This is a genomic window from Alistipes sp. D31t1_170403_E11 (assembly GCF_015553985.1).
GTDB classification, from domain to species: domain Bacteria; phylum Bacteroidota; class Bacteroidia; order Bacteroidales; family Rikenellaceae; genus Alistipes; species Alistipes montrealensis.
Window position 1 is genome coordinate 17,558 of record NZ_JADNHQ010000005.1, and the last position, 25,775, is coordinate 43,332.

Below are 25,775 nucleotides of genomic sequence, written 5' to 3' on the forward strand. Positions count from 1 at the left end.
AGCGTCAGAATTTGAGTTTGATGTTGAATCCGATGTTGCGCATGGAGGGCATCATGAAGTAGTCGATGCCCTGGTAGAAGTTCTCGGTCGAGGCCACGGCTTCCGGATCGAACGGGGCCTTGCAGTACATCATCCACAGGTTGCGGCCCACCAACGACACGGTGATGTCGCACACCCGGAGCCACCGCCGGGGAATGGTATAGCTCACGGAGAGCTCCTGCAAGCGCACGTTCGTGGCCGAGTAGGTGTAGTACTGCGGCAGCCCGGACTGTGCCCCGATGGTCGTGTACCACATCTCGGGGTCCACCATCGTGCGGCCGTTCACCAGCACACCCCCGGCGTCACGCGCTGCGGCGGAGGCTTCCGACACCCCGAACATATCCATGTTGGCCTGCGTGGCCGAATAGGCGATGCCCCCGATGCGGGCCGTGACAAGGGCACTCAGGCTGATGCCTTTGTATGCGAAGCTGTTGCGCCACGAGAGGTTGTACTTCGGGAATACCGAGCCCAGCTTCATGTCCGGGAGGTTGTCCTGGATCGAGACGCTGCCCGCGTCGTCGATCTCGATGTCCCCGGCGTCGTTGTGCCGAAGATCGGACGTGGTATAGAGGTCGCCCATCGAGCCGCCCTCCTTGAGGATATACTTGGCCTGCCCGAGACCCTTGACCTCCAGCCGGGTCTTGGTGATATACTCCCCGGACTCCGAGTCGTACCAGTTGCGCATCAGCTCGATGATCTTATTCTTATTCCACGAAAAGGTCACGGCCGAGTCCCACATGAAGCCCCGCCAGGTGTGCGAGTAGCCCAGCATCGCCTCCACGCCCGTATTCCTCACATGACCGGTCTGCACGTACATGTCGGCCCAGCCCGACGAGGCCGAGAGGTTCGGGTTGAAGGTCTGGTTATACGTGTCGGCCCGGTACCAGGAGGCCGTGAGGGTGAAGCCGTGCAGGAACCGGGCATCCACACCTATCTCCCAGGTCTTCGTCCGCTCAGGATACAGCTCCCCGATCGGCCGGTTGGTCTTCTCGTCCCACCCGGGCCGCGCGTCGTTATAGGGGTGCGTGGCGTAGGTCAGCTCCCGGGGAAAGGGCGTGCCCACGGAGGCCCACGAAGCACGGATTTTCAGGTATGGAAACAGTTCGGGAAACCTGAAAGTCGCCGACGGCAGCCACGACACGCCTACCGAGGGGTAGAAGAACGAGGACTGCGGAGAGCCCGCGAGCTGCGAGGCCCAGTCGTTGCGGCCCGTGTGGGTGAGGAACACCTGCGAGCGCCAGCCTACTTCCAGGGAGTAGAAGAGCGATTGGGTCTGCTCGTGCCACCCCGTGCGTTCGACCTTGCGCTTGGTGGGCTCGATGGACTCCGGATGGAAGACGTTCGAGGGCTTGGCAAGCGGACCCCGGAGTGTGAGGCCCCGCAGGCGTGTGTCGTTGAGCGACGCGCCCGCATGCACGGCCAGCGACAGCTTCTCCCGGAAGGTCTTATTGACGTTCAGCAGCACATCCCCGTAGGTTTGGCGCGTCTGCTCCGACTGCTGGGTATAGTAGCCGTACTTGCTGCCCTCCAAAAGTGTCGGGTTCGAGGTGGCATACAGCTTTTGCGTGTAATCAAGATCGGTGTTGTCGGCCTTTAGACGGGCCGAGACATCCAGCCAGTCGAGGATCTTGTACGCCACCGACGCGCTGAGCATATAGCGGCGGCGCTCGTTATCGCGGGGGTTGCGGTATGCGATCCAGTAGGGGTTCTGCATGCGCAAATCGCCCCCTTCGCCCTGGGGCCAGAACTGCTCGTAGATGTTGCGGGCCCCGTTCCACCGCTCAAACTGCCGCGTGAGGTTGAAATTGTCGCCCCGGGGGAAGAGGTAGGCCGAGACCAGCGGATTCGAATAGACCCCCTGGTTGGTCATGTTCCGGTCCTGCTGGATCACATAACTCGCGGCGGCGTCGAGCGTCAGCCGGTCCCGCAGGAAGTGCGAGGTATTGCGGAAGGTGAAGTTGTAGCGGTTGTACTCGTTATTCGGGGTGAGACCGTCGGAGTTCACGGCGGCAGCCGAGAAGTAGGTTTGGTTCTTCTCAGAGCCCCCTTGCAGGGAGAACGAGTTGGTATAGACGTGACCCGTTTCGAGGAAGTCGTCCTGCGGGGAGTAGCCGTAGCGTTTGGCCTGCGGGAGCCGCTCGCCCCAGCTATGGATCGTCGAGCCCGAGCTCTTGCCCCGGCGGCCCGTGCCGTAACGGCTCTGGAACTCCGGCATCTGAAGCGGCGAGAGGAACTCCGTGGTGCTCGACACATTGACCTGCAAGCGTCCCGCCTCCCCACGCCGCGTAGTGATGAGCACCACGCCGTTGGCGGCATCCGAGCCGTACAGGGCCGAGGCGGCGGCGCCCGTCATCACCGACATCGAGGCGATGTCCTCGGGGTTCAGGTCTGCGATGGACTCCGTGGCACCCCGCGAGTCGAACTCCATGCCGCCCTTGCCGCCCGTGCGGAACATGGGAACGCCGTCCACGACGTACAGGGCGTTCGAGGTCTGCATGATGGACTTCATACCTCGCATGATGACCTGCGTGGCGCCGCCCACGCCCGACGAGGACTGGTTGATGACCGCACCCGCGACCTTGCCCGAAAGAGCGTTGATGAAGTTCGCGTCCTTGACCATCGTGACGTCCTCGGCCTTGACCTGCGCGACCGTGTAGGCCAGGGCTTTCTCGGAGCGTTTGATGCCCAGGGCCGTCACCACGACCGATTCGATCTCGGCCGACGACTCCCTGAGGGTGATCTCGAACTCCCTGCGGCTGCCGACGTGCAGCGTCTGGGGTTCATAGCCCAGGAAGTTGACGACAAGCCGCGAGGCGTCAGGTGCGGGAACCGTCAGGGCGAAGTGTCCCGCAGGGTCCGTCGAGGTGCCCGTGCTTGTGCCCTCGATAAGCACCGAGGCCCCGACGACGGGCTGGCCCTGCGCGTCCACCACAACGCCCGTGATGCGGGCCGGCGTAGCATCCGAGCCCGGGCGTCGGGAGAGAAGGATGTTTTTGGCGTTGATCTTATATTCAACATCCGTGTCGGAGAAGAGCCCTCGCAGCACGTCGGCAAGGGGTTGGTTCCGGACCTCGATGTCGAGCCGCCGGTCGGTTTTCACCCCTCGATCGACGATGAAAAGATAGCGGGTCTGGGTCTCGATTTCGTTCATGATCTGCTCCAGCGGTGCGCCCTTCAGACGCAGCGTAACACGCGCCTCCGGCGTCGCGGCCTCCAGCGTGGGAATGCCGCAGCAGACGATGAAGAAAAAAGTTAATGAGCATGTTATTTGCTGAATAAACTTTTTATTCATACTTTTGAAAATTAGTGGTTGTTAGGATGGTAAATTCTTATGGCCGCTCGACCCGTGGGTGGTAGCACGCCCGCGGGTTTCTTATGCGGCGGAGCAATCAGGCTTTCATCATAGGCATATCGGTTTTCAGGTTCATACTCATATCTTAGCGGATGTAGATGGTATTGGTCTGCTCGTCATGCACTAAGCGGAACGGCGTGACCTCCTGCAAGGTCCGCAGCACCGTATCCAGTCCCATCGATGTCCATAGCTTACCCCGGGCTACGCGGAGCTCAGGGGCCGGCGTACGTTCGATGCGGATCTGCACGCCGTAGATCTTCTCCAGCTTGGCCATGACCTGCTCGAAGGTGCAGCCCGCGATGCTCAGGATGCCCTCCGGCCACAAGTAGTCATCGTGGCTGCGGATGCTCGTCAGGCACAGCCGCCCGTCGATGAGGTTCACGCAATCCTCGGGCTTCAGCGTCAGCCGCTCGCCCGTGAGCTTGCTGCGGATCTCCACGCGCCCCTCCAGCAGCGCCGTGGAGAACGTCCCGGCGTCCGCGTCGGCCGCAACGTCGAAGCGTGTGCCCAGCACCTCCACGTCGCAGGCATAGGTCTCGACGATGAACGGATGCCCCGCATCGTGCTTCACGTCGAAGAGCGCCTCGCCCGAGACCCGGACACGCCGCTCCCGACCCGTGAAGGCTGCGGGATATTCGAACCGCGTGCCGGCGTTCAGCCACACCTCGGTGCCGTCCGAGAGCGTGTACCGCACCGGGGCGTTCGAGGTTTGGAAACACAGCACACGCCCGCCGAACTCTTCCCTCGCGTTGTGATCCGCAGCGTACCACGACCCCACGCAGAGCACCACGGCGGCAGCCGCAGCGGCGCTCCAGCGTACCAGCCGTCCGCGCAGGGTTGTGCGCCGCACGGACCGCTCGTGCATATCCTCCAGCTCGGGGGCGATCAGGGCGAGGGTCTCCATCTCCAGACTCATCCGATCCAGCAGTTCCCGGTTGGCCGCATCGGCCTCCAGCCAGTCGGCTATCGCAGCACGCTCCCGCGCGGTGCTCCGGTGTTTCATGTAGCGGTACAAAATCTCTTCGTTCATAGGACTTTTGGGGAATAAGAAATATCTTGATGCTTGCTCGTTTATAATACTGACGTTTGGTGGAAGATTTCCGGACTGTAAATCTTCATTTTATGAAAAATATGTATCCGGGATGTCCGGAGAGCACGGACGAAAACAAAGATGCCCGGAATATTCCGGGCATCGGGCAAGAGCATCTGTTCGAATCAGTGCAGCAGCGTGAGCAGGGCGACAAGCGGCGCATAGTCTTTGAGCGCCACGCGCAGCTGCCGCGACGCCGAACGCAGGTCCGACTGCACCTGTCCCTGCGAGAGGTGGTAGAGCCTGGCGATCTCCGCGTAGCTCATATCCTGAAACCTGTGGGCGACGAAGACCTTGCGCGTGCGCTCCGGCATACGGGCGAGCTCTCGCCGGATGATCTCGCTGACCTCTGCCATGAAGATCGTGCTCGGCATGTTTGCCTCCAGCGTGGCGATGTGCTGACGCATCAGACGTTCTTCGACGGATTGGATCGCAGTGTGTGCCTGCGCATGGTTGATCTGACTGCGAAGCCAGTCCAGGCACCGGTTCTTCACCGACGCAAGCACATAGGCAGGGATGTTCTCGACGACCGTGCCGCTGCGGTTTTCCCAGTACGAGACGAAGCAGTCGCTGACAAGGTCCTCCGCAACCATGCGATTTTGCACATACCGCAGCGCTACCGAGACGAAAGGCGCTCGGTATTTCGTATAGAGCTCCTCGAAAGAGGAACTTCTTTCGACGACAGGGCGAGTCGTGGGCATGAGGTGAGTAGTAGGTGTTTCCAAAAGTAGAAAAATTCCGCCGAAATAGCAAATTCCGGCGGAAGATTTGACGTAATAGCTGGAATATGGCAGGAAAGCTGTCTGGATTACAAATAGACTGAGGTGTAAACAAAACTCCCGGTCCTTTGACGGGGAGTAAATAGGACTTAATATGTAGTAGTAATTACTGCATATTGACTAATTTAATATGGACTAATCGTATCGGAATTCTTGTTTTGTACCATTCATTTCCATAATTATCGTTTTTGACACGAGCCTATTCCCGGAAAATTCTAATATCCAATAATCGCCCTCATATATGAAAGATTCAAACGCAGCTAAAGCATAACCAACATTTTGGGGGAATTTTTTTATTCGCTTTTTGTATTCTTCATAATCTGTTTTAAAAAAAGGATAATCTTTCCCCAATACATTTATCATGGATTCCATTGACATTTGAATATCATGGTTATCCTGATTATAAAAACCAAAATAAATATCGCCAATACTACCTATAAAAATGGGTTTTGGATCATTGAATATCCGTCCTAAACCACTTTCGCGGATCGTATATATTTTATTACCATTATTATTTATGTTGAAAGTGATTGTCAATAATTTTATATCTTTAAAATTTGTGTAATTATAAGCTCGGAATTCTAAAACTCGATCATTTACATATTGTATAATGCTTTCCTTTAATCCTTTATTAGTAATCTCAGGATAACAATTGTTAACATCTGTCGTAACATTATCTCGGTTAAAAGATGAATGGTTACTGCAACCCAAGCTGCATCCAATTAATAGATATAGTATAATTTTCATGTTAATTGTATTATTTTCATTCGCCTAAGACACCTATAGGTTGATAAGAACCATCACTAAAAATACGATATATATTACCTCCATTAGCAATAGTTCTGACTATTAAACTTGGAAATCTTGAGGCAAAATCACGATCATAATTACTTACCTCAATTGTATCGGAGGCATCATGAGTATGTGTATATCCTACTATAATCCATGGATACCCCATTTGTTTTCCATTTTTTAACCTACAATTTTTACCATCGAATTCAAGCATATTTTCATATGTATATGAAATTGTGCTTGAATTCCTATGAGAAGGTAATAACAATACGCCTCCGTTGCTAAAATCATAAGCAGCGTGCTCTTTATATCCGTAATATTGACCATCAAAATATTTATGAGATGCTTTCCACATATATGTCCATGCAGCCCATTTGCTCTTAAAATAATGAAATGTGTGTTCTTTTAGTCTTTCTCTCTCATTAAACGCTAAGTTATTCCGCCTTTTTTTGATTGCGGTATTGTCATCTTTTTCATTCCTCTCATTTGGTTCATCATATTTATCGTATGCTTCCGTATAAGCTTCAGGTGGTTCAGGTCCAATTTTTCCGTCTAACATATCCTTCAATATTTGAAGGATAATACCCAATATATTTGCATTATCAATACCATCACCATCACCATCCTCCGTGGAATACATACCATTAGGATCAATACGGTTTATAGGGTTATTGAAACAGAAGGTGTATGGATTGTGCGTCTGATACATAGGATCTTGCACAAACCATCGTCCCAAATTGGGGTCGTACATGCGAGCTCCATAATCGAGCAGCTTAACATCCCCGGTTACTTGCCATTCCTTACCATTGAAAAGAAGCCGATTATCACTAAGTTGCTGATCGGCCATCACCCATCGCTTGCCGAAAGGATAATAATTGAATTTCTCCAAAATACGTCCCATCTGATCGGCAACAACACGTACACTGCCCAAATAATCGGTTATATAATATTGAATTTTATAACCATTAGTTGATGCAGTTATTCTTCCGGATGGGAAATTCGCGCTTTCCAAAGTATAACTATTCCCACTTTTGGTATATATCAAAGAACCCGAATAAAGGTAGCCATTACCACTTTTGTCGCCGACTTCTAACTTCGTACCATCAGATAAATATTTGTATGATGCTGCGGTAGTCCCATACCGACAAACTTCTTCGATCAAATTTAGGTAATTATACCGGTATGTGCAAATATTCAAACTGGATGATATTAGATTTCCATTCAGATCATACATATAGTTTGCATCATGTCCCCGGTCTGATGTGGACATCAGTAAGTTGCCTTTATAACGGTATCGTATGCTGTTTTCGATGGTTCTATCCCCATAACGAGTCAATGCAAGAATATTATTATTGTCATCATATTTTAGGGATTCCGCATAAGAGGAAGTCTGTAAGGTACCATTTCTGTACCAGTAAGCATTCTGTAATTGACCTTTGGGTGTGTAAGAAAATGCGTAACATGAAAAATAGTTTTCATCAGTAAAAGCCCATTTGCATTCACTGATATAGCCTGCATAATTACTTACTGTCCCGTTCAGTGTAGGCTTGTCAAAAGCAAGGGCCATAAGAAATAGTTCATTCTGCTGTTTTATCATGCGTCCCCGAATATCATACTTGTAAGAAGTGTTTATCTTTCCACCACCTTGATTCATTTTGGATACTCGCCCAAGTGGATCGTATTCGTAATACGTGCTGGTTATCGGGCCGCTATTCAATTTTGTCCGATCTGAAATGATACGGCCGAAATCATCGTAGGTCTTCCTCGTAATAAGGATATCAGGGGTTCTATTCGCATCCAGTGCTCTATTTTCATGATTCATTATGAGATTGCCGGCTTTGTCATATTGATTCGTTATGCGGCAGATACCACCTAAATGGTTGCGTTCGACCGATTGGACAATACGTCCTTCTTTATCATAATAGTAAGCCCGTTCAATATATGCTCTTGTGTCTGTAAAAACATCGGGAATAACGGCAATTTTTTCATACAGTCTCAACCCTGCATTATCCGAATAAAGATCTTCGGCCAACACTACATTTGCCATAGGCTTGAATGATAAATAAGATGGTATCTCGAATTGACGATAATGTTTGGTGCATCCATCATCTGATAGGTCGTAATCATAATATTCACAAAAAATCATTCGTGAAAGCAGAATGTCTTCCCCTTTTATTCTTGCAAGTAGTGCATGTAGATTGGCACCATATAAACTGCACAAATTTTCATTCAACTGTGCCCATGATTGAGGTAGGGTGATTAAATGGGTTTCTATTGGCCGGTCGAAGTCGTCATACTTAGTATAGAACCATTTCCCTGCAGGGCGTTGATTCCCGTCTTGTGACAAAACGATACGATTTCGCACATCATAAATACTGTAAATTCGCTCACGTCCTGGCCGAATGGTTAATACTTCATTTCCCAATGTATTGTATCCATGATAAGTGCAATAATCTGAAACCTGATTAGGCGTATAACTACTTCCAATATTTGTTATGCGTTTGTCCTGAATGAAGGGGATTTCATATCGCAGGCGTCCGAAACTATCATATACGTTGTATATAAACTGTTTGTTTTGTCCATTTACACGCACTTCTTTCGCTACAAGATTCCCTTCTTGATCTCGGTATTCTAAATTAGATATGCTAACCGTATCGGTTGACTGCTGGATTTTTTCGGTTACAGTTAGTGCCGACATTGGGTAGTATCCAGAAAAATACAACATCGAATCGTTAATAATCTCATATTTTTTAACACCATCGGAAGTGCCGGGATAAAAGGAAAATCCTTTAGCTGTTGTCGCAATAGCGTTCAAAGGAAGCGTATTACTATAGTTCAGTCGATAATTATAGCGCACAGGATGCCCCTTGGATGATATATAGCTATGATTGATACCGGGAGCATCCGTTGCTATTTTCAGTTTAAGCGGTGAATTATCATAAACGGTCTGTATGGTAGGATAATTAGCGTCAGGGTCATTTCCTAACAATTGTTTATAAAACCTCCGAGTCCGAAGTGAGGCGTTGAGCGTGTTCCCCAAACTGTCGGGTACCGACGGTAAATAAATAATTGAATCACCGCTTCCCATACAATCGTATACTCGTTCGGAAACAATATCACGACCTGTTGGAGAAGCTCCAACGGACACGCTCTTCACTTCACGTCCGAAACCATCGAAGAAGTGTCGTACAGTGATGTTTTTTTCACCATAAACGAAACGCTCTGTAATCTTTTTGCCTTCTATAGTATTGGATATAGGATATGGATTGACTTGTACCGTAGAGCCGGGCAGCGTTGGATTAACAGCCTGCAAATCCTGTGCGGCGACAAATGTGCAGCAAAAAAGTTGGGATGCCGCTAAAATTTTTATAATCGTTTTCATAGTGTAGGTAGCGTTATATTAGGGTTGTAATTGTCATAGGAGAAGGTTTTGATTACTTCGCGCTCATTATTAAAAACATGTGTTGGCAATCCGAATCCATTATATTTGTAATAGGTTGTGCGCCCCCTCAAATCGGTCTTTGAAATTATACCCAAACCCGGTATCAAGACATGGGATTCGATCGTTGCATTCAGTGGAATGAGGCTCAAATCATCCACTGCAATTGATTCTTTAGGGAAAGAGACAATATAGTTTTGGCTGTCATTTATCGTTACATTCGTCTTATGTAACCTCCAGTCATCCGAATTTTGTAACCGATACCAGTAACGCAAAGTATATATGCCAGGCTTGAAATTAGAAATAGGGATAATGTAAGAACTTGAAATATTTGCATGGTTTCCCGATTTGGCATTTATCACTTCCGGCCAAATGTATGCACCGTTTAATCTCTTTTCGAAATCATCGAAAAATACCTCATTTATCCGCTCTGTAGCATTAGGAGAAAAACGGGCATTTGTAATTGTTGCTAATGAAGTACTCCGATCAGTATAGTATATATTACTCGTAAAAATGCTATTATCATTATGAAAACATAGTAAGTTTCCGTCAGCATCGTATTCGTCGTAACAAGTAGCTTCTTTATACCTTTGATCATAATAAAGTGTTCCCCGGAAAGATCGGTATGAAGTTTTGAAAGCTAATGAATCAACTGTTGCGTAAGGATCAGATAGATGAAGTGTTTTAGAAAGCAACAATTTGTTCGGAGCAGTATTATATATGTTAATAGTAGCCTGCTTAACTTCACCATTTTTATAAACTATTCTTTCTACTGGCAAATAGCTTGATGGATAATAATCCATTCCGAAATTTATTTTATCGTAGTACTCGAAATCGTACTTTGTATAAAGCGTGATCCGCGTACCATCTGTGTATCGTTCGATTATTCGTGATGGCAAATGTCGCTTATTGTACTCATATTCGGTACAACAATATAAATTTGTATTGCTCGCATATTCAATCTTTCGTTTTAAAAGTACAGGGCAACATATACGATAATATCGGGCGATACAATCTTGAGAATGACCATCAACTTTGCTTCTGTAAAGAATATGTCCTGGAATACGAACTTCATTGGCTGTATCTATCAGATATTCGTATGATGTACGTTTCACGATTTTGCCATCCGCATCGTAAGCTGTTTCCTGCTGCAAGAGGTTGCGGCCATAGGCACGAATTGTTTTAGGTAGGTCTTGCTCTGTTTCATACCCAAGAAATAGAACGGTATCTTGTTTTGAAAGATATTTCTCCGGATAAAGATCATCATATTCCAATAAGGGGACATATTCATATTTAATCGATGAACCATTGGGGAGATGTTCGGTTATTTCAGTATAAACCACAGAAGCCCCATTAAAATCGGTTATTGAGGACAGACATCGTGCGGATTGATAAAAATCTGTAAATTGGTTACTTTCGGATTTCTTTCTTGTATAATTAAATCTATCCGCATAGACAACGCCTCCTTCATATGAATATGAATATACTGCTGGCTTTGAATCGTTTGCATCTCTAATAATTATTTTCTGTATTCGAAGACCACCACAGATCCTCATTACAGCTTGATCTCGTTCTTTACCTCGATGGAGTTCATAAACGAATTCTTTGCTACCACCGGCTGGATAATGGATACTTTTGAGACTTTGGGCTCTTGTTCGTTCCAATTCAGAAGCACGGCTGATACCGAATTCGGGATAGATTCCATTGATAGGGACAAAAGGATAGCCAGATAAATCTTCGCCATCCTGATTCCAGTAGCCCCAATGATCGAATCCGCGATGCTCATGCCCCGGCATTATCGGATCATCATAGTATTCGAAGGAAACTATTGGTTGTTTGTGCCCAGGTTTGGCCTGAACAAAAACCTTATTTAATTTAATATTCCCATTTGGGAAAGTGTCTCGTGCAAAACATACTGTTTTTAACTTTTGTCCGTTGGCATAAACTTCAAAATTATCAAGTTGCTCTTGAAGACCCCAATAAACTTTTTTTCGGTCGTAATTGAATTTAATTTCCTGCTCGTTATAACTTATGGACGAAATATGTCGATTAGAAACCGTAATGCTTCGTCGATAATCGTTTTCCTTTCCAATAAGTTGTAATACTTTGCCGTCGTGTCTCACGCGGTTTTCTGCATCATAAAAAAAGTAGGTGTAATTGTCGCCCGAATAATTGAAATTCACGATAGCTCCATTCGGATATTTAACTTCGTTTAAGTACCATGTCATATTAACATTTTGAGATGTCCGAATAACGTCATCGTGGTCTATAATGCCGGTATCGGTTATCGCGTTGTCTTTGAAAATATAGCGTACTCCCTGCTGGTCAAAAATAGTAAATTGGTTTGCTATACTATCATACATTATATCCATTGGTTGATACGGATAAGTATGAGCTTGCTGATTGCCATCCAAGAAAAAGCGTCCGGAAAGGCCCGGTGCATCAAAATAATAGATGTCGGGTTCCAAGTCATATTGTCTCTTATGGTAAAACGAACTTGCGGTATGGTCAAAGTAAAAATCCTTTTTCCATTTATATATGTCGCTCGTTTCCTTAAGATCATAAAAACTATCGGGTAGGCTTCGTACTGCCCGCGTAATTTTTCCTCCTGCAGATAGGTCCCAACCGATACCTATAGAAGAAGAATAGTCGTCGATTTTAATCCCGGAGCCGCTGTAATTAAGTGATATAGGTATCTTACCACTATTCGTTTTAATTTCATAAAGCGGGATTTGCACTTGCAAAATTCCCGTATATTTATCTGTTCCTGCATTAATGCGCCCCGACATCATCTTTGATTCCGGCGATGCAATAGTATTGTTTGTGGTATAGGAGAGTTCCGGATCTTCGGATTCAACGGACGAAACCGAACTTTTGCCGGGCTCTTGCGCCTGCTTCGGGTATTCCTTCGGTTCAGGCTCTTGAGAAAAGACATTCGAGATAGGGATGCAGCATAAGAGCAGCATGGTGATAAATAATCGCATGGGAAAGTGGTTTTAGGATTAGACGAAAGAATAGTTTGGAGGCTGAATGCACATTCAGGAGGTTCGATGTTTCATACGCATGAGGTTTTGATGGTTGACAACCAAAAATACGATCGGAGCTTCCCCTTAGCAAGAAATCCGGCCGGAATCCAGCCTTACGAAATTTGCGTATCTGTCAGATAATCAGCACTCGCGGGAATAAAAATCTTATCTCCGACTTTCATTTTCCTTATGCGCTATCTATCAGCCTTTTATAGCTGCCTTCATGCGTGCGTCCGAACAGGATAGAGGGGCCCACTGAACCATGCGAATCCCACATTAGACAACGAAATCACCGATGACGACGGACCGGACAAGCAACAAAAAACCGCATCCCCGATCGAGACAGGGATGCAGTCCGGTTGGTGCTGGTTCTTTACAGCACAACCCTCATTCGTTCCGAGAGTTTCTCCCGCTCGGTATTCTTGTAGTAGCTCTTCCAGATAGTCATCGGACTGTTTCCGGCCATTTCGGCGACCGCATAGGGCGAATTACCGTCATCGACCATCCGTGAAATGAAACTTCCGCGGGATGAATACCAGGTTACCTTCTCGTTGATCTTCAAAATCCGACAGGCTTTGGTAAGTGTTCGGGAAACTAATGTCGATATTTGCCTTACTCGAGTATAGCGCTTTACTGAGTCGGTGTGTTTGCGCGTAAAGACGGGGAAAACATAATTCCCATAGCCCGTTCCCTTGTATTTGCGGAGCAAAGCCTGTGATTGGGGGATGAGAAGCGGTTTGGCGGTCTTCGGAAACTTAATACGCTCGTAAACGATTTTGTCCTCATGAACGCAATCCCAGATGAGGTTACATACATCCACATTGGCCATGCCTCCCGTATAATAGCTGAACAGGAACAGATCCAGATGCAGTTGCTCCTTTGCGGAAAACAGACTCCGATCGATGTGTTCAAGCAGTGCGATCGTCTTGGCCGATACGGCGCGGGAGGTCGTCTCCGGCCATTTGATCATATCGCCCAATGAGTCGAAAGCTGTAATGCCTGCTCCCGGCATTCCGAGTTTAGCGGCATAATTGCACAAGGCGCGTAACATCCGTAGGTGAGTGACTAAGCATCCCTGGTTGCCATTCTCCGCACCTCGGCGCTTCAAATAAAACGCATAGTCGGTGACAAATTTCGCATCGATATCCTTAAAGAAATAGGATGACAGGCTTTTCCCATAGACCGCAGAAACGAAGGCTTTCAACGAACGATGGAATTTTTCATACTTCCGAGCATTCGTGCTGCTCAAAATAATCTGTCCGTTTTTGATGCGTTCCCTGCTGTCGAAATACGCAATTCGCTCTTCGATGAGCTGGCTTACCGTCCGGATTCGGGTTTCCGGTTCAGATGCGGATTGCTGACGATCGAAACAATGGGACAGTTCGACTGCAGACCACAGGCGACCGGATGTCGTCCACTCTTCCGCCACACGCTGATAACGCATGCAGATCTCTGCCAGACTCCGGTTCTTGGAGTAGGCATTCGGACTGCCTGCACGAAAGGTCTGTGATTTCGGGTCCCAGTCCTTGTACTGGCCCGTAATGTCGAGAACTTTGGTGACACGAGGATAATCTGTCTTGAAAAAGACCAGCTCAAGTTTTACCAGATTCGAATTCTTCGGGTTCGGCTTACCCTTGACTTTAATAGAAAACATAGTAGTTGCTTTTGCGCCCAATTTGTCAGTGCAGGACTGCAAAACAGGCTACATGAAATAGCCCCGTCCCCGGCAAATTGTTTGGAACGGTCAAATAATCCGTTCGCGCAAAAACAACTAATATGCTGTCAATCAATGAATAGATAATCTATTCTCTGTCAATACCTAAAAAACGGCGCCCCTTCCGGGGCGCTCTTTTTCGTTTGCTTTAGGCCTCCCGAGACTGAAAAACGGGGAAATCCCGAAAGATTTCCCCGTTTCAGATAACAAACCCGCCCGAATTACTTCTTCGCAGGGGCTTTTTTAGGCTCGGCCTTCACTTTGAGCGTGGCAAAACCCTTGACGATGTTCTCGTCGTTGTTCTTCGTGCCGTCGTAAATCACGGTAACCTCCTTTTTGGGCAGGTCCACCTTCACATCCTTGATGCCCTTTCCGAGCGAAGGTACGTTGTTCATGATCTTCTTCACGCAGTGTTCGCAATCGATATCGGTTACGAATACCGTCGTCACCTCTTTTTTCTGCGCGGGCTTATCCGCCGCAGCGCACATGCCGAGACCCATTACCAGGGCCAGGCAGAACATTAAAAGTTTTTTCATTTTTGCGTATATTTAGGTATTAAAATTTTCTGTCCTTACCAAATCCGGGGCGTCGCCCGAAACATCCTGCTCCGCATCCTAATACAGGTTAAACCGTAAGCCGATATAGAACTTGCGGCCCATGAGCGGCCCCCAGACGTTCATCGAATTGAACTTGTAGTCGTAGGGGTCCTGCGCATTGAGGATCGGGTCCTTCTGGCGGTAGTCGGCGATATTCTCGCACCCGGCGTAGATATCGAACTTGCCTACCTTGCGGCTCACCTGCGCGAAAAACATCGGGTAACGGGGCGAATAGTAACTGTCGTCGAGGTTGCCCGTCTGCGTCGGAATGCGCGAAGGACCGTTGAGCTGCGCCGTAGCATCGAAGACCCAGCGGCGGAACTTCGTGGCATACTGGATATTCAACAGCGTTTTGTACTGGCTCACCAGCGGCCTCTCCACACGGGCCGAACTGCCGTCGGAGCGCTTGATCGTCATCTCGCTGTCCGTATAGCGGAACGTTGCGAAGATATCGAGCCGCTCGACCGGCGACCACGAGAAGTCGATCTGGTAGGTGTCGGTATACGAACGGCCATCGGTGTCGTAGAATACGATCCGATCGGCATACATCTCCTGATCGGCCACGATCGAGTTGTAGAACTGCGTACGGAAATAGTCGAAACTCAGCGTCGCGTCGCCCTGCTTCACCAGTCCGAAGGTTTGCGTCAGGCTTCCGCCGACGGTCAGGGCCTTCTCCATGCGGTCGAATTTCCGGAAATCGAATTTCCCGGATTCGTTGTCGAGGAACGTGATCGCCCGGCCCGTAGCCAGTACGCCGATATTGTCCGTAATGACGTTCGTCGAGCGGTAACCCAGGCCCGCCGAACCGCGCAGCGTCGTCGAAGGGGTGATATTCCATTTCAGGTGGCCGCGGGGCGTCACGAAGAAACGGTCGTAATAGTGGTTGTAATCGCCGCGGACTCCGGCCACGATCGAAAACTTGTCCTTGATGGCATAGGTATACTCGGCATAGGCTCCCGCCTCGCGCTCGTTGCGGTCGAAATTGTAGTCGCGGACGCTGTTGGCGGCGATCCACGGCGTCGGGTTGAGCAGTTTCTCGCGGTAGTAATCCAGATGCCCCTGCACCCCGACGATCAGCGACGACCGATAGGTGAAATAGTGGTTGTACATCAGGTTCAGCGCCAGCGAATTCTGGTTGCCCGTATAGTCGTTCAGCCCGAAATAGGCGTCTTCGCTGAAATGGTCGAAGTCGGCGACGAACGCCAAGTTCGAACGCATTTCGTCCTGCTCGTCGGGATCGTAAACCGACGGACCGACCGGCATACCTATTTTAAAATAGCCGTTGGCGTTGCGGTTGCGGATGTGCGACCCGTAGAGCGGCATTTTCTTGTCGCCGGCTCTCCAGTCCCAGTCCTGCTCCATCTCCTCGCGCATGGCCTTCGTGTCCTTGTAGTCGAGCATGCCGCCCAGGCGGTTTTCCTGCACGAACTTCCAGCCCCAGCGAATCTGCGTGCCGTTGTCAGCGGCGTAGAGCCATTTGTTGGCCACGTTGATCTGGTCGGCCTTCGGCAGGTCGCGGAATCCGTCGTGGTTGTGATCCATCTTCCGCACGTCGGTATCCATCGAGCCGTGAAGCAGGATGACGCTCGACAACTTCTTGTCTTTCGTGACGGGAAAAGCCGTCGAAATATTGGCCTCGGGACGCAGTTCGTCGTCGAGGTAAAGGTTCACGAACAGCCGTTCGTCGTCCGTAGGCTTGCGGTGTTCGAGGTTAATCTGGCCCGTGATGGCCTCATGGCCCGCCGTGACCGAAGCCACGCCCTTCGACACCTGGATCGAATTGAGCCACATGCCCGGCGTGTAACTCAGCCCGTAGGGAGCGCTCAGGCCCCGCATGATGGGACGGTTCTCGTCGAGTATCTGCGTATAGGTTCCGGCCAGTCCCAGCATCTTGATCTGCCGGGCGCCCGATATGGCGTCGCTGTAACCGACGGTCACCGAAGCCGAATTTTCGAACGACTCGGCCAGGTTGCAGCAGGCCATCTTACAGAGGCCCGCAAAGGAGATCATCTCGCCTTTGACGATCCCGTCGCGCTTGACGAAATTGCCGCTGAGGTTGCCCTCGACAACGACGCCTTCCAGCGCCACGCCCTCCGAACGGAGCGTAAATTCGACCTTGTCGACGCCGTTTTTCACATCCAGCGTGTCGTTGACAAAGCCCAGGTACGAGGCTACGAGTTTATCGTACCCCTTCACGCGGTGTACGAGAAATGCGCCCTGTGCGTCGGTGCTGGCCCCGATGGTCGTGCCGGCCCAGTAGACCGAAGCCCCGATGAGCGGTTGACGGTCGGCATCGCGGACCACGCCCCTCAAATCCTGTGCGCTCAGGGAACCGCACACAGCGAAGGCAGAAATAGATAATACGGTGTATTTGAAAAATTTCATGAAAATCCGTTATTGGTTAAAACTGATTACGGACCGGCGCACACAGCACCGGTCCCGAAGGTGTTTTAAGCCAATACGGGAGGAGCCCGGAAGCCGACGGGCAGGATGCAGGCTTCGCGTATCAGGGGTACATGCCTCTGGACAACCTCCTCGCGCAACTGGGGAACGTGTGCAGGACACGGACACTCCACGGCGAGTGCAGGCGGCAGGTCGAGGACGATGCAGCGTATGTATTTCTCGTTATTGTCGGAGTTCGACGTAACGTAAAGTTCGACATCGGTCGAATGGTGGTTGCCGCAGCAGGGGGCGCGCATCGCACCGTCGTGCGCCGACTGAACGTCCGCCGGATGCTGGCAATGGGTACAGCACACGTGCTCCGTGCGGGCCTTCATCGACACGCACTTACACGTCAGCGACGCCAAAGCCATCCCCGCCGTCGCAAAAAGATAGACGGCGAGCAACAACAGCGATATGACCCTTTTCAGTTTCACTATTCTTCTACGATTCCGCATTCGGCAAGGCTCGCGATCCACCGCCCGGCATCCTGCAAAGCGGTTTCAGCGTCGACCTCGTAACATTCGGTCAGCAGCAGCGCGGCGTCCGCAGCCGTAAACTCGCGGCCCCGAAGCTTCTCCCACAGATACATCGACGAAGGATTGAGCGACACGATGCGTGTCATATCGGCGGCGCCTCCGCGTCCCGGCATCACGATCACGTGCTCACCGGCCATCTCCCGGACCTTGTATTCTTCGCGTATCTTCATCTTCCGAATATTCGATTTTTGCAAAAATACGAAAAATTCCCCAAACTGCCTAATTTTTCACAAAACCGCACGCAATTCGGCTTTGCAGCCGTCCGGCTTTTTCGTACCTTTGGTGTCATAACGACACTTCCATTCGTCGGAAGGCTGTATAAAACCGCACGCAATCCGGTTTTGCACCCGTCCGGCTTTTTCGTACCTTTGTGCTATGGAACCGACCGCGGACAAAATATACGAAGTGCTCCGGCGCTACTGGGGCTTCACCACCTTCCGCCCCGTGCAGGAGCAGATCATCCGCGCGGCGATGGAAGGGCGCGACACACTGGCCCTGATGCCCACGGGCGGCGGCAAGTCGCTGACCTACCAGATTCCGACGCTTGCCCGCGAAGGGCTCTGCATCGTCGTCACACCGCTCATCGCCCTGATGAAAGACCAGGTCGACCGCCTCCGGGCCCGGGCCGTCCCGGCCGTGGCGATCCATTCGGGGCTCTCGCCGCGCCAGATCGACATCGCGCTGGACAACTGCGCCTACGGCGACGTAAAGTTCCTCTACGTGGCTCCCGAACGGCTGGCTACCGAGGCGTTCCGCCTGCGCGTGGTGCGCATGAACGTCTCGCTCATCGCCGTCGACGAGGCCCACTGCATCTCGCAGTGGGGCTACGATTTCCGCCCTTCGTACCTGCGCATCGCCGAACTGCGCGAAAAGCTCCCGGGCGTTCCCGTGCTGGCGCTCACCGCCTCGGCCACCCGCCTGGTGGCCGACGACATCATGCGCCACCTGAAATTTGCCGAACCGCACATCCTGCGCAGCAGCTTCGCACGCCCCAACCTCTCGTACAGCGTCCGCCGTACCGACGACAAAAACGGCCAGTTGCTGCGACTGGTCCACAACGTCCCCGGCACGGGCATCGTCTATGTGCGCACGCGGGAAGGGACCGAGCAGGTCGCCGACTTCCTGCGACAGGAAGGGGTGACGGCCGCGGCCTACCACGGCGGGCTGGGCCACGCCGAGCGGTCGCTCCGGCAGGAAGAGTGGCTCTCGGGCAAAGTCCGCGTGATGGTCGCCACCAACGCTTTCGGCATGGGCATCGACAAAGCGGACGTGCGCTTCGTGGTCCACTACGCGATGTGCGACTCGCTCGAAAGCTACTACCAGGAGGCCGGCCGTGCAGGCCGCGACTCACAGCGGGCCTATGCCCTGCTGCTGGTCGCATCGGACGACAGCGACCGCATTTCGCGGCGTTTCGAGCTGGAATTTCCCCCGCTGGAAAAGATCAAGGATATTTACGAAAGGGTCTGCTCCTACCTGCAGATCGGCATCGGCGACGGCGGCGAAGCGTCGTTTCTGTTCAACATCCACGACTTCTGCGCCCGCGAACACCTCTATTCGGGAACGGTCCAGAGCGCCCTCAAACTGCTCCAGCAGAACGGCTACATGACCCTTACCGACGCACAGGAAAACCCCGCACGGGTGATGTTCTGCGTCAGCCGCGACGAATTGTACAAACTCCGCGTGCAGCGCGACGAACTGGACCACTTCATCCGCACCCTGCTGAGGCTCTACAACGGGGTCTTCACCGAGTTCCGGCCCATCGACGAAGGCGAACTGGCCACCTGGAGCGGCTACACCGTCGAGCGCGTCAGGGAATTGCTCAAACGGCTCTGGCAGTTGCGCGTGATCCGTTACGTCCCCTCGAACCGTTCGCCAATCCTTTTCATGAACGAAGAACGCCTGCCCCGCGCCGACCTTTACATCGCCCCCGAGACCTACAAGCGGCGGCAGGAGCTGATGCGCGAACGCTTCGAGCAGATGATCGCCTACGCCGCCAACGAGGAGCAGTGCCGCAGCGCCGTGCTCGAAAAGTATTTCGGCGAAGAGACGCCCGCGCCGTGCGGAGTCTGCGACGTGTGCCTCGCCCGCAAACGGGCCGCGAAAGCCGCCGGGCGGGCCCCCGGAACACCCGGCATCCCCGCGCCCGGCGACGAGGCCTCCCTGCGCGAAAAACTCCTGGCGCGCCTCGCACGCTCCCCGGCCGACCCGCGCCAACTCGCCGCCGAACTGGCCTGTTCCCCCGACCGGCTGGCTGAAGTCGTGCGCGAACTGCTCGGGGAAGGCAAAATCGCCACCGGCAAAGAAGGAATATTGAAACTTTTTCCGTAATTTTGCAGGAACATCCGTCCAATGACTACAGTAAATAATTTCATCGATAAAATCAGCAACGAGCAAACCGCCCTGCTCCCAGCCATCGAGTTCCGGGGAGAAATCCGTATCGTCGAGCAGGAGCGCGACATCGCCGCGGCCTGCAAGCTGCTCGCCGAGCAGTCCGTCATCGGCTTCGACACCGAGACGCGCCCTTCGTTCCGCCCGGGCGTAACGTTTCGCGTATCGCTGCTGCAACTCTCCACACCGAAGGTCTGCTTCCTGTTCCGGCTCAACAAGATTCCGCTCGCCAAACCGATCCTGCAACTGCTCGAAGACAAAAAAGTCCTCAAGATCGGCGCCGACGTTGCGGGCGACCTGCGCTCGCTGCGCCAGATCCGCCATTTCCGCGACGGGGGCTTCGTCGACCTGCAGAGCATTGCCTCGGAATGGGGCATCGGGGAGAAGAGCCTGCGCAAACTCTCGGCCATCGTGCTGGGACAGCGCGTCTCGAAAGCCCAGCGGCTAAGCAACTGGGAAGCCACGACCCTCACCGACAAGCAGCAGCTTTACGCCGCGACCGACGCATGGGTCTGCACCCGTATTTACGAGCAGTTGCTCCGCACACCGAAAAAACCGATCCGTAAATGATACCGCAAATTTACCTGCGCAAAGGCAAGGAGGAATCGCTCCTGCGCCGCCACCCGTGGATTTTCTCGGGAGCCATCGACCACATCCAGGCCGAAGAAGAGTCCGATTTCGCCGAAGGGGTCCTCGTCGAGGTCTACACCCGTCAGGGCGATTTCATGGCCCTGGGCCACTACCAGATCGGATCAATCGCCGTGCGCGTGCTCACGTTCGAGCGCGAAGAGATCGACCAGACGTGGTGGAACCTCCGGATCGCCGTGGCCTACGATGTCCGCCGTACGCTCGGCCTTACGGACAATCCCGCCACGACCTGCTACCGTCTCGTCCACGGCGAAGGCGACTCGCTGCCGGGGCTGGTCGTCGACATCTACGGCTCGACGGCCGTCATCCAATGCCACTCGGCCGGCATGTACTACGCGCGGCTGCAAATCGCCGAAGCGCTGCGCTCGGTCTACGGCGAACGCCTCACGGCCATCTACGACAAATCGTCGCAGACGCTCCCCTTCAAGGCCGCCCTCGGGGCTGTCGACGGCTACCTGTGGGGATCGTCCGACCATGCGTCGCATATCGTCGTGGAGAACGGCGAACAATTCTACGTCAACTGGGAGAAAGGCCAGAAAACGGGCTTTTTCCTCGACCAGCGCGAAAACCGCCAACTGGTGAAACGCTACTCCAAGGGCCGCAACGTACTCAACACCTTCTGCTACACGGGCGGATTCTCGGTCTACGCCCTTTCGGGCGGCGCCCGGAAGGTCTGCTCGGTGGACTCCTCGGAGCGTGCCGTAGCGCTGGCCACGGAGAACATGGAACTCAACTTCGGCAAAGGCGCCGAATGCTGCGAAATCGCCGCCGACGCCATCGACTACCTCAAAGACATCGGCGACAAATACGACCTGATCATCCTCGACCCGCCGGCCTTCGCCAAGCACCACAAAGTGCTGGGCAACGCCATGCAGGGTTACAAACGACTCAACGCCAGGGCCCTGTCGCAGATTCGCCCCGGCGGAATCCTCTTCACCTTCTCCTGCTCGCAGGCCGTATCGAAGGAGTTATTCCGCACGACGGTCTTTTCGGCCGCCGCCATCGCAGGCCGCAAGGTCCGCATCCTCCACCAACTGACGCAGCCCGCCGACCATCCGATCAACATCTACCACCCCGAAGGCGAATACCTCAAGGGGTTGGTACTATACGTCGAATAACCATGAAAAAACTGCTCGCCACCCTCTTTGCGCTCCCCCTTGTCTTCGCGGCCGGGGCACAGAGCCGCACCGAAGTCTACACGTTCCCGAGCAAAATCCTCGGAACCGAAAAGAGCTGCACGGTCTACCTGCCCGACGGCTACGACCGCTCGCAGGAGTCCTACCCCGTGCTCTACCTGCTCCACGGCGCCGGAGGCTGCCACACCGACTGGACCCGGAAAGGCTACATGCGCCGCATCACCGACGAAACGATCGCCTCGGGGATGGCCCGGCCGATGATCGTCGTCATGCCCGACGCCACCGGCGAAGGCGAGGACTACAAGGGCAAACACATGGGATACTTCGACGTTCCGGGCTGGAACTACGAACAGTTCTTTTTCGAGGAATTCCTGCCTGCCGTCGAATCGAAGTACCGTATCACAGCCGACAAGCAGCACCGCGCCATTTCGGGCCTCTCGATGGGCGGCGGCGGAACGGCGGCCTACGCCCTGCGCCACCCCGGAGTTTTCAGTTCGGCCTGCCCGATGAGCGGCCTGCTGGACACGTTCCCCAGCGCGCGCAACTACGACAATGCGTTCCAGAAATCCGTCGCCGACAACTCCCCCGTCGCGATGCTGCGCAACATGCCTGACGACCAGTTGGACGGCGTACGTTCGGTCCGCTGGTGGGTCGACTGCGGCGACGACGATTTTCTCTGGAAATCGAACGTCGATTTCTACTCGCTCATGCGCCAGCGTAACATCCCGCTGCAATACCGCATGCGCGACGGCGGCCACACGTGGCGCTACTGGGAGACGGTACTACCCGACGTGCTGACGTTCGTCTCGGCCGGGTTCGGCAAATAACCGCCGGCCCCGCGCAAACCACAAAAAAGGTCCCGGAACTGCCGGGACCTTTTCTATTTTACCTTCTCGAAAACGTAGACTTCGTGGACCTCGCCGTCGTAGCCCGGATAAAATCCCCGGGGCATGCCGAGCACGATCCGCGCCCCGCGGTTGGCCAGCACCAGCAGTTCGTCCGTCGCAGGGTCGACAGCCAGTCCTTCGATCTCTCCGGCACGGCGGAAATCGGCCATCGAACGCAGCGGGAGCACCGTGGCATACGACTTTCCGTCGCGCAGGTCGGCAACGTAGAGGTTGTCCGGCTCGTCGAGGTCGGCATCCCCGTCGTCGGCAGAGATCAGCATCCGGCCGTCGACCATGAAAATGCCCTGCTGCCATTGCGGGACGGGACGCAGGTGCACCTTGCGGACATACTTGCCCGTCTTCCGGTCATAACCGTAAACATAGCGCCCGTCGACCCAGTCGGCCATCCAGACCATATCGCTGTCACGGTCCACGGCCAGCCCGCACACTTCGACCTGCCCCGATTCGGGTTCCCAGTCGATCGAGCGTTTCCATTTCAGCGTGTTGGCGTCGTAGACCGCCACCTGGATATTCTCGCCGCGGCCGTCGTCGAAAGTCTCGATTCCGGCGTAAATCTCCCCGTTCCAGACATCGATGTCGCCGATGTGGTTCGCAGCCAGCGGCAACCCGTCGAACGGGCGGTCGTTCCGGGCCACCAGCCGGCCCTGCTTGTCATACTTGTAGAGCGCCGTACTGCCCGACACATAGTAATAAGCCGAATCGGCGGCAATCCCCTGCCGTCCCTCGACGGGAATCACCTCTTTAAGGCGGTACGCCGTTCCCAGGGTTTGCGCTGCGAGCGGCATTCCGCCCGCCAGCACCAACATTAACATCAAAACTCGTTTCATAGCCATTTTGTTTATACGTCCTCCGGCAAAAACAGGGCCGGAGCAGTTTCCCCTATGTGGGATCCGCTCCGGCCCGTGTTCAAAGCGGAATACCGCCTATTTTTTCTTCGTACGCTGCTGGGCCTCCTGCTGACGCATCAGCTCCTCGTAGCGCTGTTGGAATTTCGATTTCTTGCCTTTCGATTTCTTCGCGGCATTCGCCTGCATGATCGCATGGATCTTGTTGTCGTCGACCATACGGCGGATGACGAGCGTCTGCCCGATGGTGAAGAGGTTCGACAGCAGGTAGTAATAGCACAAACCGCTCGAATAGCTGTTGAACCAGAAGAGCATCATGATCGGCATCATGTAGACCATCATGAACTTCATGCCTGCCATCTGAGGCTGCGACGAAGCCGTCTGCTGGTAGTTGAAATAGGAGTATCCGAACAGCGACACCGCCATCAACAGGGCGAACAGCGAAACGTGGTCGCCGTAGAAGGGGATCGAGAACGGCAGGTTCAGCACACTGTCGAACGACGAGAGGTCGTCGGCCCACAGGAACGGCTGCTCGCGCAACTCGATCGACGCGGGGAAGAAGCGGAACATGGCGATCAGGATCGGCATCTGGATCAGCATCGGGATACAGCCGCCCATCGGATTGATACCCGCCTTCTTGTAGAGCTCCATCGTCGCCTGCTGCTTTTTCATGGCGTCCTCCTGCTTGGGATATTTCTTCGCCAGTTCGTCGACCTGCGGCTTTATCAGGCGCATTTTGGCCATCGAGACATAACTCTTGTACGTCAGCGGCGAGATCACCAGTTTCACGAGCAGCACCAGGATGAAGATGATGATACCGAAGCTGCCGATGTAGTTGCGCAGGAAGTCGAAGACCGGAATCACGCACCAGCGGTTGACCCATCCGAAAATACCCCAGCCCAGCGGCACGAGACGTTCCAGGTGGATTTCCGCACCGCGCGGATCGTCGACCTTCTTGAGGATCGAATACTTGTTGGGGCCGAAATAGAAGGCAAAGTCATAGCCTCCGGTCTGGGGTGTATAGGGCACGCCCATCTGCGCCGTGAAGGATTTCAGCAACGACGACTCGGGAGCGGCCGTATCGAAGGAAAGGTTGGCGTAGGAGACATTGTCCGGGGCGATGAACACCGACGAGAAGAACTGCTGCTTGAAAGCCACCCACGAAACCTGCGTCGAAATGTTCTTCGACTTGGCGCCCTCGCTCATGCCCAACTCCTCGATCGAAGTCTCGTTCGGGAAGCGGTAAGCCAGCGTCGTATACATGTTCTCGTTCTGGAAACCCTTCTCGTTCTGGAAGGTGGTATTCGCCCAGTCGATCTGTATCTGCGTCTGGTTGGCCATCTCCGCAGCCATGTTCACCAGCCGTACGTCGAAGTTGACGAGGTAGTCGCGCGCAGGAGCCTCCGTATTATATATAAGGTAGCGGTACTCCAGGTAAGCCCCCTCCGAAACGCGAAGACGCATCACGACGCTCTCCGCGCCGTCCTCCGTCGTCGTAATAGGCTGGGCCGTAAATACATAGTCCAGCGTATTGACCGGAATATTCTTCAGTCCGTTCTTCAGGTAGAACGAAAGCCCGAAACGCGCCGTCGCGGGGTCCATCATCTCGATCTTCTGGTCGCGTTTGCCGCGCGGACCGTACTTGGTATAATCTTTCAGCGTGACACCCGTGATCTGGCCGCCGCGGGTCGAAAAACGCACCGACATCACGTCGTTCTCGACCGTAAACTCTTCGGGTTCCGTCTCGCGGGCCGCCGTCAGCGCCTCGCCCAGCGTTTCGACCTGGCGTTCGCGCACCGCAGCCGCAGCATCGGCAGCAGCCAGTTCGGCCTGCGCTCCGCCGTCCGCCACCGCCGTCGAATCCACAACGGGCGCTGCGGGACGCGTCGCTGCCGCTACCGAGTCCTGATAGGCCTCATAACGGGCCATTTGTTCCTGATATTCTTTCTGCTGCTGGCTGTTGAAGTAGGCGAATCCCAGAAAAAGGACCGCTACGACGGCAATGCCGATAATTGACTTTTTATCCATTAAGTGTTGTTTCTTTT

Annotated in this window: 17 protein-coding genes; 4 read left to right on the forward strand and 13 right to left on the reverse strand. The window is 53.0% G+C overall.

What is annotated here, in order from left to right:
- Window positions 1-4: 4 nt before the first annotated feature.
- The 11 genes from I2E69_RS11405 to I2E69_RS11455 all read right to left on the reverse strand — a co-directional run bounded on the left by I2E69_RS11405 (window position 5) and on the right by I2E69_RS11455 (window position 17,975).
- Window positions 5-3,331 carry a SusC/RagA family TonB-linked outer membrane protein gene (locus I2E69_RS11405; RefSeq protein ID WP_195461353.1) on the reverse strand — a complete coding sequence of 1,109 codons (3,327 nt, stop codon included), beginning with the start codon at window positions 3,329-3,331 and terminating at the stop codon, window positions 5-7.
- Window positions 3,332-3,476: 145 nt separating this feature from the next.
- Window positions 3,477-4,421, reverse strand: coding sequence for a FecR family protein (locus I2E69_RS11410; RefSeq protein WP_195461354.1), 945 nt, complete (start codon window positions 4,419-4,421; stop codon window positions 3,477-3,479).
- Between the two features lie 185 nt (window positions 4,422-4,606).
- A complete protein-coding gene (locus tag I2E69_RS11415) occupies window positions 4,607-5,182 on the reverse strand; it encodes an RNA polymerase sigma-70 factor (RefSeq protein ID WP_195461475.1) in 576 nt (191 codons plus the stop codon).
- A gap of 213 nt (window positions 5,183-5,395) precedes the next feature.
- Window positions 5,396-6,007: a hypothetical protein gene (locus I2E69_RS11420; protein ID WP_195461355.1), complete on the reverse strand. Its 612-nt coding sequence runs from the start codon at window positions 6,005-6,007 to the stop codon at window positions 5,396-5,398.
- Window positions 6,008-6,023: 16 nt separating this feature from the next.
- Window positions 6,024-9,434: an RHS repeat-associated core domain-containing protein gene (locus I2E69_RS11425; protein WP_195461356.1), complete on the reverse strand. Its 3,411-nt coding sequence runs from the start codon at window positions 9,432-9,434 to the stop codon at window positions 6,024-6,026.
- Window positions 9,431-12,475, reverse strand: coding sequence for a hypothetical protein (locus I2E69_RS11430; protein WP_195461357.1), 3,045 nt, complete (start codon window positions 12,473-12,475; stop codon window positions 9,431-9,433). The genes I2E69_RS11425 and I2E69_RS11430 overlap by 4 nt, the downstream gene beginning before the upstream one ends.
- A 415-nt stretch (window positions 12,476-12,890) precedes the next feature.
- Entirely contained in the window at window positions 12,891-14,171 is a 1,281-nt protein-coding gene (locus I2E69_RS11435) for a phage integrase SAM-like domain-containing protein (RefSeq protein WP_195461358.1), read from the reverse strand.
- A gap of 281 nt (window positions 14,172-14,452) precedes the next feature.
- Window positions 14,453-14,767 carry a heavy-metal-associated domain-containing protein gene (locus I2E69_RS11440; RefSeq protein WP_195461359.1) on the reverse strand — a complete coding sequence of 105 codons (315 nt, stop codon included), beginning with the start codon at window positions 14,765-14,767 and terminating at the stop codon, window positions 14,453-14,455.
- Window positions 14,768-14,845: 78 nt separating this feature from the next.
- Window positions 14,846-17,212 carry a TonB-dependent receptor gene (locus tag I2E69_RS11445; protein WP_195461360.1) on the reverse strand — a complete coding sequence of 789 codons (2,367 nt, stop codon included), beginning with the start codon at window positions 17,210-17,212 and terminating at the stop codon, window positions 14,846-14,848.
- 65 nt (window positions 17,213-17,277) lie between these two features.
- Complete coding sequence (locus tag I2E69_RS11450; RefSeq protein WP_195461361.1) at window positions 17,278-17,703, reverse strand: hypothetical protein; 426 nt, start codon at window positions 17,701-17,703, stop codon at window positions 17,278-17,280.
- Window positions 17,703-17,975, reverse strand: a complete 273-nt coding sequence (locus I2E69_RS11455; protein ID WP_195461362.1) for a PqqD family protein — start codon at window positions 17,973-17,975, stop codon at window positions 17,703-17,705. Before I2E69_RS11455 ends, I2E69_RS11450 begins: the two co-directional genes overlap by 1 nt.
- A 205-nt stretch (window positions 17,976-18,180) precedes the next feature.
- Here I2E69_RS11455 and I2E69_RS11460 point away from each other — a divergent pair, with 205 nt between their 5' ends.
- Genes I2E69_RS11460 through I2E69_RS11475 form a run of 4 tightly spaced genes read left to right on the forward strand, consistent with a single transcriptional unit; the run spans window position 18,181 to window position 22,804 of the window.
- Window positions 18,181-20,133, forward strand: coding sequence for an ATP-dependent DNA helicase RecQ (locus I2E69_RS11460; RefSeq protein ID WP_195461363.1), 1,953 nt, complete (start codon window positions 18,181-18,183; stop codon window positions 20,131-20,133).
- Between the two features lie 21 nt (window positions 20,134-20,154).
- Complete coding sequence (locus I2E69_RS11465) at window positions 20,155-20,763, forward strand: 3'-5' exonuclease (protein WP_195461364.1); 609 nt, start codon at window positions 20,155-20,157, stop codon at window positions 20,761-20,763.
- On the forward strand, window positions 20,760-21,959 hold the full coding sequence (locus tag I2E69_RS11470; protein ID WP_195461365.1) for a class I SAM-dependent rRNA methyltransferase: 1,200 nt from the start codon (window positions 20,760-20,762) through the stop codon (window positions 21,957-21,959). The genes I2E69_RS11465 and I2E69_RS11470 overlap by 4 nt, the downstream gene beginning before the upstream one ends.
- A gap of 2 nt (window positions 21,960-21,961) precedes the next feature.
- Complete coding sequence (locus tag I2E69_RS11475; protein WP_195461366.1) at window positions 21,962-22,804, forward strand: alpha/beta hydrolase; 843 nt, start codon at window positions 21,962-21,964, stop codon at window positions 22,802-22,804.
- A 53-nt stretch (window positions 22,805-22,857) separates the two neighbouring features.
- Here I2E69_RS11475 and I2E69_RS11480 read toward each other — a convergent pair whose 3' ends face one another.
- Window positions 22,858-23,712, reverse strand: coding sequence for a YncE family protein (locus I2E69_RS11480; RefSeq protein WP_195461367.1), 855 nt, complete (start codon window positions 23,710-23,712; stop codon window positions 22,858-22,860).
- A gap of 96 nt (window positions 23,713-23,808) precedes the next feature.
- Window positions 23,809-25,758 (reverse strand): membrane protein insertase YidC, encoded by a 1,950-nt coding sequence (gene yidC / locus I2E69_RS11485; RefSeq protein ID WP_195461368.1) that lies wholly within the window; start codon window positions 25,756-25,758, stop codon window positions 23,809-23,811.
- Window positions 25,759-25,775 lie beyond the last annotated feature (17 nt).